The organism is Companilactobacillus musae (assembly GCF_003967595.1).
Taxonomy (GTDB): domain Bacteria; phylum Bacillota; class Bacilli; order Lactobacillales; family Lactobacillaceae; genus Companilactobacillus; species Companilactobacillus musae.
Map to the genome: position 1 here is coordinate 1 of NZ_BIFW01000008.1, position 16225 is coordinate 16225.

The following is a 16225-nucleotide window of genomic DNA, read 5'->3' on the forward strand; positions in this document are numbered from 1 at the left end:
GTTGTTGTTAAAGATGCCAATGGTAATACTATTACTGCTGATGATCCTGCTACTTACACCGCTAAAACTATTTCTAATAATAAACCCGTTGCCGTTACTGATCCCACTAACGGTAAACCTGTTTCTATTGTTGTTCCCGACGGTAAAGTTGGTAGTTCTGTTACTCTTAACATTCCTAACCACGATAGTGATGGATATATTGCTCCCATTTTGACCGCCACTTACGGTCCCAGTGGGGTTGTTGTTAAAGATGCCAATGGTAATACTATTACTGCTGATGATCCTGCTACTTACACCGCTAAAACTATTTCTAACAATGAAGCTGTTGCCGTTACTGATCCTACTACCGGTAAATCTGTTTCCATTGACGTTCCTGACGGTAAAGTTGGTAGTTCTGTTACTCTTAATATTCCTGACCATAACGGATATATCACTCCAGTTCTAACTGCTACCTATAGCCCTAACGGGGCTATTGTTAAAGACGCTAATAACAATATTATTACTGTTGATAATCCAGCTACTTACACCGGAAATGCTAATCCAGCAACCAATGTAAACGTCAAAAATCCTGACGGAACTAATGGTGAGCCCATAAATATTCCTGCTGGTAAATATGGTGATCCTGATAAAACTATAAGTCTTCCTGAAGTTTCCGGTTATGAAACACCCAAAATCACAGTAACCTACGGTGCTAACGGTAAACCATTAATTAAAGACCAAGACGGAAATACAATCAGCGAGGATAATTCATATACCTATACAGGTGTTGAAAATAAAAAAACTACCATAAACGTTAAAACTCCGGATGGTAAAACCGTCGCTTTAGATATACCCGCTGGCCGTTACGGTGATAATCCTGTAAAGATAAGTGCACAGAATATTTCTGGATATACTGCCCCTACGGTCATTGTCACATACGGTAAAGATGGGAAACCATCAATTTCCAATGTTAAAACGCCTGATAAAAAGCTTTCGGATACAGACGTCTTAACATATACCAAGAATCCTTCACATAGCTCAAATGGAAATCATACTAATAATGAAAGCAACACTCCTTCTGAAACAACATCCCCAGAACAAAACGTTCAAAACATCGCCACATATAGCGAGAAGGGACAAATTAACGTCTACGCTTTGGGATCAGATAACAAAATGTCAGCTATTGGTAACCGTGGTTTAGCTTATCAATCAACTTGGTACTCTGACCAAAAAGTAACTGTTGATGGTATTCAATACTACCGTGTTGCTACCAATGAATGGGTCAAAGCTAGTCAAGTTTACCCATACGAAGATGTTAACTTTGATGTTAGAACTTACGACAAAACAGCCAAAGTTCTTTATAAATCAGAAGATGAAATCATCAACAACAGAATGCTAGCTCCTAATACAAGCTGGTTCAGTGATCGTGTTACATACGTCATTAATGGCGAAAAGTATTATCGTGTTGCTACTAACGAATTTGTCAGTGCTAAAGATGCCTATGTTTACGAACCAACAAATATGGTCGTCACAACCAACGTTAATATCCCTGCTACTGCACTTTACTCAGCTAAAGGTGAACTAGTAACTAATAGATCACTTGCGGCCGATACAAGCTGGTTAGTTGATAGCATTACTTATATCAATGGTGTTAAATACTATCGCGTTGCTACTAACGAATTCGTTAAAGCTAGCGATGTTGATAACAATCACTAAAGTCAAATTCCACACAAAAACAAACTCCTATTCAGTATTTAGGGGTTTGTTTTTTTATAATTTATTTTATGTTCTTGCATGAAATTGACTTATACTAGAGTACATACTGCAAATTTAGGGGTAAAATTTCATGCAATCATATAAAGTCTCCATATTTAAACGATTAATTAATCCAAAATCATATTGGTTATTAATCATAATTTTTTTGTTCTTTAACGTATTTTCATTTTTAAAATCTCCAGAAATTGTAAATGCCGATAGTTCAAATACTGCTACCACAACTAAAAACATTTTTACAATTCCTAGCGATGCTACGGCTCAAGGTACAGCTAATAATCAAAGCAACTCAAGTAAATGGTATATCAAAGACGGCATACTACATTTTGGACCAGGGGTAATTAAATTTTATGACCAAATAAACAATTGGGATAAATATTCTGATCAAATAACATCAATTTCTTTCGATGGACAAATTAGTCTTGTAGACGCTTCGCAGAAAAAAACCAATATAGGTGGTTTTTTAAGTAATCTTCCTAACTTGGCAAAAATAGATAATCTTGATAACCTAGATGTTTCTAGAACAACTAATTTTTCTAAACTTTTTCAAAATGATTCCAAACTAAAAGAACTTGATTTATCTACCTGGGACACATCTAATGTTACTGGAATGTTTAAGACATTTCTGAACGATTCTTCATTATCTATTCTTAATACTTCCCACTGGAATACAGAAAAGGTTGAAGATATGGGTAGTATGTTCAGCGGTGATTCTTCACTAACAAAGTTAGATCTTTCCACCTTTGACACATCTAATGTTACAAATTTTGCTTCTATGTTTTACAGCGATTCTAATTTAATCGATTTAAATATCTCTAGTTTTAACACTAAAAATGCCGATTATACTGATCATATGTTTGATGGCCTTTCAAAAATCAAAACTATTAATCTCCCTAAAACATTTGATACCAGTAAAGCACGGGGAATTGGGGCTATGTTTAGTGACGACATTTCACTAGAAAATATCGATATCTCCAATCTTGATACATCCAACGCATTGATAGATTCTGATATGAATATAGGCGATAATTTATTTGGAAGTATGCAGATTGATGATGCTAAGGAATGTGATAATAATCTAAGATCCATAACACTTGGTCCAAAAAATAAACTAGACAATAATTTTTCCATTTCCGACAAAATATCTGATACCTGGGTAAACATAGGAAACGGTTCTGTTAAAACTCCACAGGCAAATCTTTCTTTCCATACCGGTGTCGATACCACTGATGCTTACAAAATCTATGATGGTACAGCCAAAACGGTTGAAACTTTCGTACCAAAGTTAACTACTGTTACTAGTGATGTCACTATCCCTTCAAACCTCAATGATCAAGTTGTTAAAAATGTAACTGGTACAGTTGGAAAAACAGTCTTAGTTGATGTTCCTTCAATCAAGGGCTACACTCCTGATAAACAAAAAGTTACTGCCAATGTTTATAATGACGGTACTATAATTACTACTGAAAAAGTAACTTATAAAAAAAATCCATCATCACACCACAGCAGTTCTTCAAGTTCCAATCATAATAACCATAATCAAAACGAATCTAATAAAATCATCAAACAAAACGCTGATATAGCAACTTATTCTGACAAGAAAAATGTTCCTATCTACTCCTATAACAATGAATCCATGAATTTTATTTCCAACAAAGAATTATCTCATGGTACCGATTGGTTTACTGATGAAAATATAACTATCAACGACAAAATTTACTATCGAGTTGCTAACAATGAGTGGGTTGAAGCCAGTCGCGTCTATCCTTATAAAAATGACAAGAAAGTAATCAAAACACATGCTAAAACTATTACCTATCTTTCAAAAGCAGAAGGCATAGCTGTTTCCAATCGTGCGTTAGCACCAAGTACTCTTTGGAAGTCTGATAGATATACTACTATAAATGGTATTAAATACTATCGCGTTGCTACTAACGAATTCGTTAAAGCTAGCGATGTTGACACCAACTATTAATGCAAAACAAAAAACAGTCACATAATTGCGGCTGTTTTTTATTTATTCTATAAATCAAAATATTATATTATAGGAAAGAACGTAATATTTCTTTCATAGGTGGTAATTCAGGCAAGGATTTCTTATCAATCACATGACCTAAACCAAATTTAGCATAACCTTGGGCTTCATCCATCATAATCTTACCTGGTAGTGGAGCTTCATCAGTTACGGCAACATCTAGCAATACTGGCTTTTCAGGATTGCGATACTTTTCAATTGCGGCTTTAAATTCTTCATCAGTTGTAATTCTTTCACCAATTCCACCACATGCTTCAGCAACTTTAGCAAAATCAATTTCAGGCAAACTAATTCCGTAATTTTGTTGGCCGGCGGATTGTTGCTCATATTCAATAAAGGCTAACAATTTATTATTTAAAACGATATACAACATTGGTAAATTATATCTAACTGCTGTAGCAAAGTCCTGCATAACCATAGATGTGGCACCATCACCAGCAATAGCATAAACGGGACGATCTGGGAAAGCATTTTTAGCGGCAATAGCACCTGGCAAAGCGCATCCCATTGTTCCTAGCCAAGCTGAAATTGTATACATTTGTGTAGATTTGGCAGTCAAGAATCTAGCGCCAAAAGCAGTCGAGGTACCAACATCAATTGACCATATTGTATCACTTGGAGCTGACTCACTGATATTATGGAACATCAATGATGGCAAAACGCCGTTATGCTTTTTAGTATAAACATCATGCATCCAACTGCGCCATTGTCCAATTTTAGCAACCGCTTGATCTAAGAATGGACGTTCCTTAACTGGTTCGCCTAATTCGTTCAAACGTGCTAATGCTTCTTTAGCATCTGCCTGAATTGCAATATTAACGTGACGACGTTTGCCTAGACGATCAGCATTGATATCAATTTGAATAGCATCAACTTTTTTATTTAAGTATGGTGCATAAGGATAATCAGTCCCTAGCATAATTACTAAATCAGCTTTTTGCATCATTTCAAAAGCCGGCTTGGTCCCTAACTTACCTAGTTGACCTAAATTATAAGGATGATCATCATCAACTAGTCCTTTTGCGGGCATAGTTTGTATAATTGGAATCTTATATTTCTCGATGAATTCTTTTGTTTCTTTCTTGGCATCTTTAATACCAATACCTGCTAAAACGATTGGATTAGAATGAATCTTCATCATTTCCAAAACGGCCTTAATCTGGTCATCATCAACCTTGTAATTCTCCATTTGGAAATTATCAACGTTAGGTGTGAAGTTATCTTTGATCATATGATCTGGAATATCATCAGGAATTGTCAAAACAGCTACGCCTTTTTTAGCAATAGCAGTTCTGATAGCTTCGTCCATAATTCTTGGCAAAGATTGTGGGTCCATGATGATTTTATTATAAACAGCCACATCATCGAATAAGACATGCGTATCAACCTCTTGGAAGAAATCGGTATTAAGTAACTTGGATTGAACTTGTCCCAAAATTGCTAGTACTGGCGCATGATCCATCTTGGCATCATATAATCCATTTAACAAATGGATAGCTCCAGGCCCACCAATAGACAAACAAACGCCTAATTTTCCAGTTAATTTGGCATGAGCAGCAGCTGACAAGGCAGCCACCTCTTCATGTAGCACATGAGTAAATTTAATCTTATCTTGAGCACGATATAACGCATCAATCGTTGTATCAACAGAATCCCCAGGCAGACCATAAATATTATCTACGCCCCACTTTGCTAAAACATCTACCATTTCATCAGATGCACGAACAGCCATAATTGTCCCTCCTAATATCTATTACTTATAACGTACCACAATCATTTCACAATTAAAGTAATATGCTCATTCTTGGGACAGTAGTTTGCTTATATATTGATAAATAAGTTTGTGAAATATTTTCTTATGATTAATTCTATTTTTGAACTTTTCTGTTATTATATGAATATAAGTTACTGAGGGGGATTTTCAAAATGGTCAGACAGTTCCAACTATATCGTTGGTTACGGTTTATTTTTCTGCTGGTCGCTGGGACTTTGATAGTGATCGAACCGATAAAAAGCTTTAACATCATCATCTATATTGTTTCCAGCTACATTGCCATTTATGGAATACTTTCCATTTTTGATGGTCTACATATTCGCCGAACCACCGGTGAAAATAATATTGCAATTGGAATGGGTATCGGAGCTTTATTTTTAGCCCTTGGCGTTTTATTATTTGCTAAATTCTTTGTTACTTTAGTTCCATCAGTCTTGGGGATTATTCTTTTAGTTAATGGTATCAATCAATTTCGAGATTCTCATGAAATGACAAAAAGAGTTCAGATAACACCCTACCTTGATTACTTTTACTCAGCACTGTTGATGCTGGCAGGAATCGTGTTTATTCTGAACCCTTCTAAAACAATTATTTTTATTTATCAATTATTCGGTTTGAGTTTAGTAATACTAGCTTTCTTTGAAATTATAAATTCCAGAATCTATCGTGGTTAGTTAGATCTGGATTTTTTTTAGAGTAATTGTACTCAAGCTGTTAGTAATGGCACTCTTATCAAAATGTGTAGTTGCCTGCCAAGTTTGAACATTTTCACCATTACGGACGGAGATAGCTTCAACCATCAAACGTCCCAATTTAAGATTATTTAAATTATGTAGTGATACGCCCAATACCGCAGCGGAATTATCTTTATCAACATTTAAGTTAGCACCAATACTTGCAGCGGTTTCCGATAACATAGCATTGATGATACCCTCTTTATTACTTTCCATTTGGAGATGCTCTTCAGTCAGGTCCATCTGTAAAATCACTTTATGCCTGCCTTGTTCAACCACTTTTATTCCCATATCATTTAGTAAACTCATTTTATACCTCAATTTTTTTCAATAATTAGTTAAGTTTTATTGTGTAAATGTTTTACAATTTAGTCATAGCTCTTTAATCGTATCAAAATTTCAAAGGAAAAGAGGTCAAATTTTGGAAAACTGGTTAGTCAAACGTGCAAAACTTGATCCTGATAAAATCGCCCTTATCCTAGAACATGCCGATTTTACCTTTGGTGAACTTAATTCAACTGTCCAACTCTTTGCTAGCAAATTATTCACCAGCGGTATTCGTCAAAATGATTCTGTGGCACTTTTTTCCGATAACTGTTTTAATGGCTACGTTGCCATTTTAGCACTTCAACAGTTAGGAACACGAACTATCTTCCTTGATACTGGACTTTCAAAAGACACTTTGACATATCAAATCAATGATTGTCATCCCAAAACAATTCTTATCAGTGATTCAGTGAATACTTCGGAAATAGACCATATTAACTGGGATAAAACTATGATGTCGGAAGTTTTAAGCCTTAATCCAACTAAAAATTACCGACCTGTTTCTGAATTTGACAATTCTCAAGTAGCAACTATCTTCTATACACCCAATGCTGATAAAAAAGATACTGGCGTTATGCTGACTTACGGTAATTATTTTTACTCTGCTATGGGAACTACTTTAAATTTAGGTATTAACAAACAAGATACCTGGGTCTTAACTTTGCCCATCTTCAATGTACCGGGGCTTTCAATCATCATGCGTTCTTTGATCTACGGAATTGGGGTTTACTTAATTGATGGATTTAACATTGATTTGATCAATAAAGTTTTGATCAATGAAAGAGCTACCATCATTTCCTTAACGCCCACACTTTTAAGGGAATTATTGAATACTTTACCAAAAGGAAGTCGTTATAACGAACACTTCCGTTGCATCTTTTTAGGAACTGGTTTAATTGATAATTGGACTCTCCTACGTTGCAACATGCTCGATATACCGGTTTTACAATCTTACGGTATGACTGAAACGACTGCTAACATCTCAGCACTCAACTTTAATGATGCCGAAATCAAAGCGGGTTCTTGTGGACAGCCATTTTTTACTGAACAAGTTAGGATCACCAATATCAATCAAGATAATATCGGTTGTATTGAGGTCAAATCTCCCACTATTGCTGCTGGTTATCTCAATAAGGATAAACTATTCAAAAATCGTTTTACAAGTGACGGCTTTTTCAAAACTGGAGATGTCGGCTATCTCGATGATGATAATTTCTTGTATCTCAAAGGACGTCAGGCTGATTTGATCTATTCTGGTAATAAGATCATCTATCCTGAAGAAGTCGAAAACGTTTATCATAGTGTTAACGGCATTACCGATATTTGTATTGTTGGTATCAAGGGGGATCATGGCAAGCAGATTCCTATTGCTTACTTAACCTTAAAGGATAACGCCTATTTAACTAGTGAGGATTTACATGAGTTTGGACAACATAATTTAATCAATTATCAAGTTCCAATTGAATTTCGTTTGATAGAAAAATTTCCTAAAAGTACTGGTGGTAAAATCTTACGAAATCGATTGTTTAATTTGAAATATAAGGTTATTTAATTGAATTTCCCATTTAACTTAGTGGAATGACGAGCAAAAGAAGTCATTCCACTAAGTTTTTTTGTATTCAAAAACTAATCAATATTTTTTATTGCACATTTTATTTTTTCCGAGTAACATAGATAATCGTTAGTCAGCTAGCATTTATTTTGTAAGGAGTTTTATATGTCAAAAAAATACACTAATACACTGTTAAAAATTGCTGCCAACAGATTGTCTAAAAAATTCGACGCCTTTGCCAAAGAATTTGATACTACTTGGATGCAAATGTCTGTTATTGATTTCGTTAGTCGTCGTAAAGATACTGAAACTTTTCAGCGTGATATTGAAATCGAATTCTTTATCCAACGTTCGACTGCCACTGTCCTATTACAACGCATGGAAAAGAAGAATTTACTTTATCGTCAATCTTCCAAAACTGATGCTAGACAAAAATCAGTTTATCTAACTGATAAGGCCTTGGCTCTAGAAGAACGAATTAACGATTACATGCAGCATCAACAAGAATTGCTCTCAGAAAATTTCTCTCCGGAAGAAATTACCCAATTTGAGAAAATGCTTAACTTTTTTATTGATGGAGGTAATGATTAATGTCTCAAGAAAAAATACCTTTAAAGGTTTTATTGGCCGTTATTGCCACAGGATTAATGTCATTTTGTGGAGTAATCGTTGAAACCTCAATGAACATATCTTTTCCAACTTTAATGAAGGAGTTCAATGTCACTACTTCAACCGTCCAATGGATGACAACTATTTATCTCTTAGTCGTTGCCATTGTGGTTCCACTATCATCATTTTTCAAAAAGAACTTTAAAACTAAAACTCTCTTTATTTTCGCTAACTTATTCTTCATTTTAGGTGTCTTAATTGATGCTATCGCTCCAGCTTTTCCAATTCTTCTATTAGGACGTGTGATTCAAGGTCTTGGAACTGGTATTGCCCTTCCTTTGATGTTCAATATTATTTTAGAAAATGTCCCCGCCAGTAAGATCGGACTAATGATGGGTATCGGAACTCTAATCACTGCCGTTGCTCCAGCAATTGGGCCTACTTTTGGTGGTCTAGTCGTCAGTGCCTTGGGTTGGCGTTATATTTTTGTTATTCTTCTACCAATTCTGATTATTTCCTTTTTACTCGGTATTAAAAACATTGAACAAAAAAGCCAAATACAAAAATCTGCATTTGACTTAGCTAGTTTAATCGCCTTAATTCTTACTTTTGGCGGTTTAATTTACGGTTTCAGTAATATGAGTAATTTAAATCTTTATGTTATCGTTTCATTCATTATTGGTATTTTAGGATTGATTGGCTTTGTGGTCCGTTCTGAAAAAATCAAACAACCGATTCTCAACTTGAATGTCTTAAAGAACAAAACTTTTGCTAGTCACGTACTTAGCTTCTTTTTTTTCCAGATTCTATCTTTAGGGTTTGCTTTTATCTTGCCTAATTATATTCAATTAGTTAACCACCAAAGTGCTACCATCGCTGGTTTGGCAGTTCTCCCTGCCGGTGTAGTCGGTGCCATTTTAGCTCCTCTGGGTGGTAAAATTCTTGATGAAATGGGAGCTCGTTTGCCAATTCTCTTTGGTGTTACTTTTGCCGACATTTCACTAATTATTTTTACTATTTTTAGTCGTAATTTAAACACGACCTTAATTATCTGGGCCTATATCCTTTATATGTTTGGTATGGGATTGTCTTTCGGTAACATTATGACCAATGGTTTGAAATACCTTACTAACCAAAATCAAGCTGACGGTAATGCTATCTTTAATACACTTCAACAATTTGCTGGTGCCACAGGTACTTCAATCGTGTCAGCCATCATTGCCTTGAGCCAAAATAACGAGTCTCTTTCAACTGCTACTTCAACAGCTATTGGAACTCAACACGCCTTTATTATTTTAGTTATCTTAGGTTTGATCAATTTATTGATTCTCTTCAAAGCCATTCCTAGAGAAAATCATTCCAAATAATACTCAAAAAAATTAGCTACTTTATCCATTAATCTAATTTCAACTAGATGTCCCGCTTTATAGCCAGTGATAAAGGCAACTTGATCAGCGTAATCTTCTTGATGAATTCGATCAAAAAAATCTTTCGACATTCGATAAGGAATTCTTGAGTCATCAGTTCCATGCCAAAATAATACCGGTCGATGAGCAATCTTTTCTGGCTGACTATTTAAATCGTAATTTTCAATCCAACTAGTTAACGACTCTAAATCAGTAGGAAGATAAAGCTTTCTCTTTTTAGCATCTTGTCGAACTAAGCGGGCGTAACCTTTTAAATCAGGGGTTCCCATAATAATCGCTGCTACTGAAATTTCCGGGTGGGCTGTTAATAAAGCCCCCGTCGTCATACCACCCATTGAATAACCGCCAACACCAATCTTGTGATCTTTAATTAAATTTTTGTCAGCAAAATAATCTCTGATTAAGGCAAATTCTGCTAAATTTCCTTGAATACTATTCCAAAAAGTAAATGAAGGTATCGAAGAAATATCCATGTGTCTTTCCCCGTGATTCATAGCATCGGGCAAGATCACACGGATATTTTTTTGAGCTAATTTACGTGCTTGAGTTAAAACTAATTCCTTATCTGAACGCCATCCGTGATAGAAAATAACCAGTGGTAACGGCTTGTGAAATGCACCGTCTGGAACTACTTCTAAAACTGGAACATCTTGAATTAAATATTGATTAATTTTTACCATCTTGTCACCTCATGACCATATATTATCATCATGAGCATAAAAAAAGCAGGAATAAAAAATATTCCTACATTATATACTAGATATATGGTAAATTTCGATTTTTAATTTTAAAAAGCAACTCTTCAACGTCACGACTATGGCGATGTCCTGTATCTATATCATACTCGATTAATTCTCTTCGGAAATTAATCAATTCGGCTTCTAAGTTATCATTGTATTCTAACAATTTTAGATGTTTGAACACCAAATTGATTAGCGACCTCTCAGAGCCCAAATTGAAGGATCCTACTGACTCTTCAACGGAACGAATAAAATTATCTCGTTCAACGTTGGAAACTTTAACTTGTTTCAAAATGTTACCACCCTTCTATTGGAATATATACATTAACCCATATGCAACTTTTCTCATTCATTGACACTATTATGCTCCCTTATAGCATCAATATACTCTCAACTTTATATAAAATACTTATAGTATTTTGAATTTATTATATAAGATCATTATTATGAAGTTGACTAAATTATGACATGTTAAGTATGCGCTGTCACGACTATTCACAAACTCAACAAAATAATGTACGCGCCCCTCTGATTGTTCTAATATCTTGCTATTTTAATCAAAATATTTTTCCGTAAATATAGAAATGTTTTTAATTAGGACTTATAATTAATTTGGTTATATAAGCGAGATGTATTAACCTAACAATATTTTCATTGTTATCCTTTTTGAAGTAGTACTCCTTCTCAACTGCTTAGGAATCAGGGTTAGTGGTAGGCTCTGATTTTAATTTCTCGCAAAAATAAAGGCTTGTGGTAGGCCTTTATTTTTTTGCTCAAAAGTATAAAAAGAGGACAAAATTAAATCAAAGGGAGTTGATTTAATTCGTCCATTGCAGCTATCCTACCAATGCTCATGATATACGGTTTAAACATCTTATAGACATCAAATCTATTAAAAGAAATTTACGAGTTTTGATTTACAATTGTAGCCTGTTTAAACAATTTTATTAATGAAAACGATTAGTTAGTTGTCTAATTTTAAATATTAAGCGTAAAAACAAAAGAGCGTCTATTAAGAAACTTTCAAGGTATGTAAAAATATACCTAATTTTTTTAATAGACGCTCTTTTTATTAAATTCTTTATCTGACTACATTTTATCTAAAACTATTCATTCTTATTATATTCTGGATCATCAAGATCTTGAGCAATGTCAACTCCATATAATTGGTTAACCTCAGCATCTTTATCAGCTGGATGAACAACGACAATGGCAATTGCACCTTTACTGCTAACGTAACCAACAAAGGTTGTTACTTCTTCTACATAGTATGGCAAACCATCAGAATGAATAATATATTGTCCAGCGACTGGCATACTTTCAATGTAAACTTTGTTCATTCGGATATAATCATCGCCGTCATGAAGCATAATTAATATTTTGTACATGAAATACACCCTTTTCTTATTCTACCTATTGTTCTATCGTAATAGTATTGGAAAATAATTACCACTTAAAAAACTATCATGAGGATGAAAGCATGCAAAATAAGCGTTCTATTTTTGCCGATCGTATTGTCGTTAAAGTCGGTACAAGTACTCTGATTCGCCAAAACAGTAAAATAAACTTAGCTGTTATTAAAGAACTAGCTCACGTTTTGAGCCAATTAAAAAAAGAAGGAAAAGATGTTGTCTTAGTTTCATCCGGTGCTATTGGTGTGGGCATGGGTGTTTTAGGAATCGACAAACGTCCTATTAAAATCTCTAAACAACAAGCTGTAGCCGCCGTCGGTCAAGCTGAATTGATGCAAATTTATAATGAAGCTTTCCACGAATACGGGATGTCAGTTGCCCAAATGTTGATTACTCGTGATATAATCGATTATCCAGAAAGTCACACTAATGTTATGAATAGCTTCCAAGAATTGCTTTCAATGGATAATACAATTCCAATCGTTAATGAAAATGATACCGTAACGGTTTCGGAATTGGATCACCATACAAAATTTGGTGACAATGATCAACTTTCAGCTATCGTTACTAACTTAGTCGATGCCGACTTGTTGATTATGCTTTCAGACATCGACGGATTTTACTCAGCTAATCCCCTTAAGGCTCCTGATGCCGAATTGATCCAAAGAATCGACAAGATCAGTCCTAATATTATTGCTGCAGCTGGTGGCCACGGAACTAAATACGGAACCGGTGGGATGACAACAAAATTAAAAGCAGCTGAACTCATTTTGAAACATAATCAACAAATGGTTTTAACTAATGGGAAAAATCCTGATATAATCTTTAATATTCTTTCAGGCGAACCTGTTGGAACACTATTTTCAAAAGCACGTTAAACTAACTATTAGGAGGATAATAATGAATTCCGAATTTCCAATTGAAAAGGCCATTATTAACCTTATAACAAGTTACAAAAGCCGTATTACAAAACGAATGCGACCTTTAGGGCTCTACCCTGGTCAGGATATGATCTTATTAGAATTACTAAAAAAAGATGGAATCTCTCAAAATAAACTTGTCGTTGAACTCTGTGTCGATCATTCAACAATTGCCAAGTCAGTTAACCGCATGATCAAAACCGATTTGGTCAAAACTGAAAAATCAACTAAAGATAAGCGAGTAACTCTTGTTAGTTTGACTGAACACGGTCGTCAAGTTGCTACTCACGTTCAAGACGTTTGGCTAGAAGCTGAATATGATGCTACTAATGATTTAAGTGATGAGGAACAACGTTTGTTCATTGAAATGCTAGAAAAAATCACTAAAAATTTAAATAGCAAATAATTTATGTTGACGGCAACATAATGTAGTGATAAATCAGCAATACGTTGACGGCAACATATTAATCAACGTTCAAATAAAATAAATTACTTAGACGTTAAATAGTGGATGCAGCCGTCCACTATTTTTTTGTACAAAAATGCTATACTTAGAGATATTAGAAAGCGTTTTAGGAGTGATGATGATGACAAATCTTGAAGATATGGGGCAAAAGGCCCAAAGTGCTGCTTTTGAATTAGGACAACTTGGTACTCAACAAAAGAACAATGCTCTACTTAATATGGCAAATGCCCTAGTAGTTAACACTGACAAAATAATTGAAGCTAATAAAGAAGATATCGCTAATGCTAAGAAAAATGACATTAAAGAGGCTATGATTGATCGCCTACTTTTGACACCTGATCGAATCAATGATATGTCAGATGGCTTACGTCAAGTTATGGATCTACCCGACCCCATAGGCAAAGTCGATCGTGGCTGGGAAACCGTAACTGGCTTAGACATCACTCAAGAACGTGTTCCTTTAGGCGTCATTGGTATGATTTACGAAGCTCGTCCTAATGTAACTGTCGATGCAGCTGGACTTTGTTTTAAAGCCGGAAACGCTGTAATCTTACGTGGCGGCAAGGAAGCAATTAATTCAAATATCATTTTATCTGAAACTTTACGTTCTGCCTTGAAAGACTCAAACATTAATCCTGACGCAATTCAATTGATCGATGACGTCAGCCACGAAACAGCTCAAAAAATGATGGAATTAACTGATTATATCGATGTTTTAATTCCTCGTGGTAGCGGTAAATTTATCAAAATGGTAGTCAATAAAGCCAAAGTTCCAATCATTGAAACTGGTGCCGGCAACTGCCACATTTATGTTGATAAAGACGCTGATTTGGATAAAGCCTTAAAGATCATCATCAATGCCAAGGTTCAACGCCCTTCTGTCTGCAATGCTGCCGAAAAAGTTATTTTGCATAAGGACATCGCTAATGAATTTTTGCCAGATCTATATGACGCATTACGTGCCAATAACGTTGAAGTTCGTGGCGATACTTTAGCCAGAGCGATCGAACCCGACATCATCCCTGCTACTGAAGAAGATTGGGGTACTGAATACGACGATTACATCATCGCTATTAAAATTACTGACTCAATCGACGATGCTATCAAACATATCAATAAATACAATACTAAACACAGTGAATCTATTATTACCGAAAACTACTCCGCTAGCCGTCAATTCATGAAACAAATCGATGCTGCCGTAGTTTATACTAATGCCTCAACTCGCTTTACTGATGGTCAACAATTTGGATTCGGTGCTGAAATTGGTATTAGCACTCAAAAACTACATGCTAGAGGTCCCATGGGTGCCAATGAATTAACTACAACAAAATACTTGGTCCAAGGCGATGGTCAAATTAGACACTAAAATAGTTGCCTTCCACAAAGTAACCTCAGCTCACTACAAATTATTACTGACAGCGGACCCCTCCAAGGAGATTGTCGATAGTTATCTTGATCGAGCTTATAAATTTGAATTAATCAATTGTGGAAAACTCTTAGGGGTTATCTTGTTAATTGATACCAGACCTAAAACAGTAGAAATTGTTAATATTGCTGTGGATGAAAGTGTCCAAAATCAGGGATTCGGTGAAAGATTACTACATTTTGCCTTGAATTGGGCCAAAAAACAACATTATTCCACAGTTGAAATCGGCACTGGCAGTACTAGTTTTGCACAACTCTACTTGTATCAAAAATGCGGTTTCCGAGTTACTAACATTGATCGTAATTTCTTTGTTGATAACTATTCTGAACCTATTATTGAAAATAAATTAGTTTTGAAAGACATGATTCGTTTGAAGAAACCAATAATCTAACATTGTCACCTTTCAAATCAAAATTGATGAACTAAATACAAAAAGAGAATTACCAACAATAATTTGTTAGTAATTCTCTTTTTTAATTTGAGTTCTTTCTAGACAGAGCGACTGAATTCTTAATGAATTTGTAAATATGCAAGTCTTTAGCAATCAAAATCATATCGCCTATCATCACCGCAATTACAATTGCTGAGAACAACAGAATTTGATTAAATGAAGCAGCATCTAATTGAAATCCTTGATATCTCAAGTCCGTTAGCAATGCATAGACAATATAACCGATTAACAAAAACTCCAATAATTCAAACGGTCCCTGAAAACGGACACCAAATTTTTGATTAAGTCGTTTGTCTAAATTATTTAGTTTTTCATCAGAAAAGAAAGATAATTCTATGATCGTGTTTCTCATGTTTAAAATTATTTCCAAAAGTAGTAATAATAACCAAAATAAAAAAACCAACATGAATCCTATAAAATAGTCACTAGATAACATCATTTTTCCTTTCATCTATCTAGCCTAATTTTAATACATCCACAAAAAATCTCAACCTGATTTGTTTTTTGGAAACGAAATCATTGATATTGAATACGATAAATGACCGTATCAAGTTGTAAATCTATTGCCCTTCATTGCTACCTTGTTTAATTTTAGAA

General features: G+C 34.8%; 16 protein-coding genes. 10 read left to right on the forward strand and 6 right to left on the reverse strand.

Annotated features, from left to right (window positions below; all coding sequences use genetic code 11):
- Positions 1 to 1695: SLAP domain-containing protein (locus tag LAB100_RS08960; RefSeq protein ID WP_174233500.1), on the forward strand; the 1695-nt coding region annotated here is incomplete at its 5' end.
- A 130-nt stretch (positions 1696 to 1825) separates the two neighbouring features.
- Entirely contained in the window at positions 1826 to 3727 is a 1902-nt protein-coding gene (locus LAB100_RS08965; RefSeq protein ID WP_119327181.1) for a BspA family leucine-rich repeat surface protein, read from the forward strand.
- Positions 3728 to 3794: 67 nt separating this feature from the next.
- On the opposite strand, the gene LAB100_RS08970 is transcribed toward LAB100_RS08965, so the two are convergent.
- Positions 3795 to 5519, reverse strand: coding sequence for a pyruvate oxidase (locus LAB100_RS08970; protein ID WP_119327182.1), 1725 nt, complete (start codon positions 5517 to 5519; stop codon positions 3795 to 3797).
- A 194-nt stretch (positions 5520 to 5713) separates the two neighbouring features.
- Here LAB100_RS08970 and LAB100_RS08975 point away from each other — a divergent pair, with 194 nt between their 5' ends.
- The gene (locus LAB100_RS08975) at positions 5714 to 6235 is read left to right on the forward strand and encodes a DUF308 domain-containing protein (protein ID WP_119327183.1); all 522 of its coding nucleotides are present in this window, start codon (positions 5714 to 5716) and stop codon (positions 6233 to 6235) included.
- On the opposite strand, the gene LAB100_RS08980 is transcribed toward LAB100_RS08975, so the two are convergent.
- A complete protein-coding gene (locus LAB100_RS08980; protein WP_119327184.1) occupies positions 6236 to 6604 on the reverse strand; it encodes a PaaI family thioesterase in 369 nt (122 codons plus the stop codon).
- 112 nt (positions 6605 to 6716) lie between these two features.
- Between LAB100_RS08980 and LAB100_RS08985 the strand changes: the two genes are divergently transcribed.
- The 3 genes from LAB100_RS08985 (at position 6717) to LAB100_RS08995 (ending at position 10150) form a co-directional block, all read left to right on the forward strand.
- A complete protein-coding gene (locus tag LAB100_RS08985; protein ID WP_119327185.1) occupies positions 6717 to 8174 on the forward strand; it encodes an AMP-binding protein in 1458 nt (485 codons plus the stop codon).
- A gap of 165 nt (positions 8175 to 8339) precedes the next feature.
- Entirely contained in the window at positions 8340 to 8765 is a 426-nt protein-coding gene (locus LAB100_RS08990; RefSeq protein ID WP_119327186.1) for a MarR family winged helix-turn-helix transcriptional regulator, read from the forward strand.
- Complete coding sequence (locus tag LAB100_RS08995; protein WP_119327187.1) at positions 8765 to 10150, forward strand: MDR family MFS transporter; 1386 nt, start codon at positions 8765 to 8767, stop codon at positions 10148 to 10150. The genes LAB100_RS08990 and LAB100_RS08995 overlap by 1 nt, the downstream gene beginning before the upstream one ends.
- Here the strand turns inward: LAB100_RS08995 and LAB100_RS09000 are convergent.
- From LAB100_RS09000 to LAB100_RS09010, 3 genes are all read right to left on the reverse strand, one after another.
- Entirely contained in the window at positions 10138 to 10890 is a 753-nt protein-coding gene (locus LAB100_RS09000) for an alpha/beta fold hydrolase (protein ID WP_119327188.1), read from the reverse strand. The two genes, LAB100_RS08995 and LAB100_RS09000, sit on opposite strands and share 13 nt — an antisense overlap.
- A gap of 76 nt (positions 10891 to 10966) precedes the next feature.
- Positions 10967 to 11242 carry a hypothetical protein gene (locus LAB100_RS09005; protein WP_119327189.1) on the reverse strand — a complete coding sequence of 92 codons (276 nt, stop codon included), beginning with the start codon at positions 11240 to 11242 and terminating at the stop codon, positions 10967 to 10969.
- 814 nt (positions 11243 to 12056) lie between these two features.
- Positions 12057 to 12338, reverse strand: a complete 282-nt coding sequence (locus LAB100_RS09010; RefSeq protein WP_119327190.1) for a LysR family transcriptional regulator — start codon at positions 12336 to 12338, stop codon at positions 12057 to 12059.
- 92 nt (positions 12339 to 12430) lie between these two features.
- Between LAB100_RS09010 and proB the strand changes: the two genes are divergently transcribed.
- From proB to LAB100_RS09030, 4 genes are all read left to right on the forward strand, one after another.
- Complete coding sequence (proB, locus tag LAB100_RS09015) at positions 12431 to 13240, forward strand: glutamate 5-kinase (RefSeq protein ID WP_119327191.1); 810 nt, start codon at positions 12431 to 12433, stop codon at positions 13238 to 13240.
- 22 nt (positions 13241 to 13262) lie between these two features.
- Positions 13263 to 13688, forward strand: coding sequence for a MarR family winged helix-turn-helix transcriptional regulator (locus LAB100_RS09020; RefSeq protein WP_119327192.1), 426 nt, complete (start codon positions 13263 to 13265; stop codon positions 13686 to 13688).
- Positions 13689 to 13869: 181 nt separating this feature from the next.
- Positions 13870 to 15117 carry a glutamate-5-semialdehyde dehydrogenase gene (locus tag LAB100_RS09025; protein WP_119327193.1) on the forward strand — a complete coding sequence of 416 codons (1248 nt, stop codon included), beginning with the start codon at positions 13870 to 13872 and terminating at the stop codon, positions 15115 to 15117.
- Complete coding sequence (locus LAB100_RS09030; RefSeq protein WP_119327194.1) at positions 15098 to 15568, forward strand: GNAT family N-acetyltransferase; 471 nt, start codon at positions 15098 to 15100, stop codon at positions 15566 to 15568. Before LAB100_RS09025 ends, LAB100_RS09030 begins: the two co-directional genes overlap by 20 nt.
- A gap of 82 nt (positions 15569 to 15650) precedes the next feature.
- Here LAB100_RS09030 and LAB100_RS09035 read toward each other — a convergent pair whose 3' ends face one another.
- The gene (locus tag LAB100_RS09035) at positions 15651 to 16079 is read right to left on the reverse strand and encodes a hypothetical protein (RefSeq protein ID WP_162894258.1); all 429 of its coding nucleotides are present in this window, start codon (positions 16077 to 16079) and stop codon (positions 15651 to 15653) included.
- Positions 16080 to 16225: the final 146 nt, after the last annotated feature.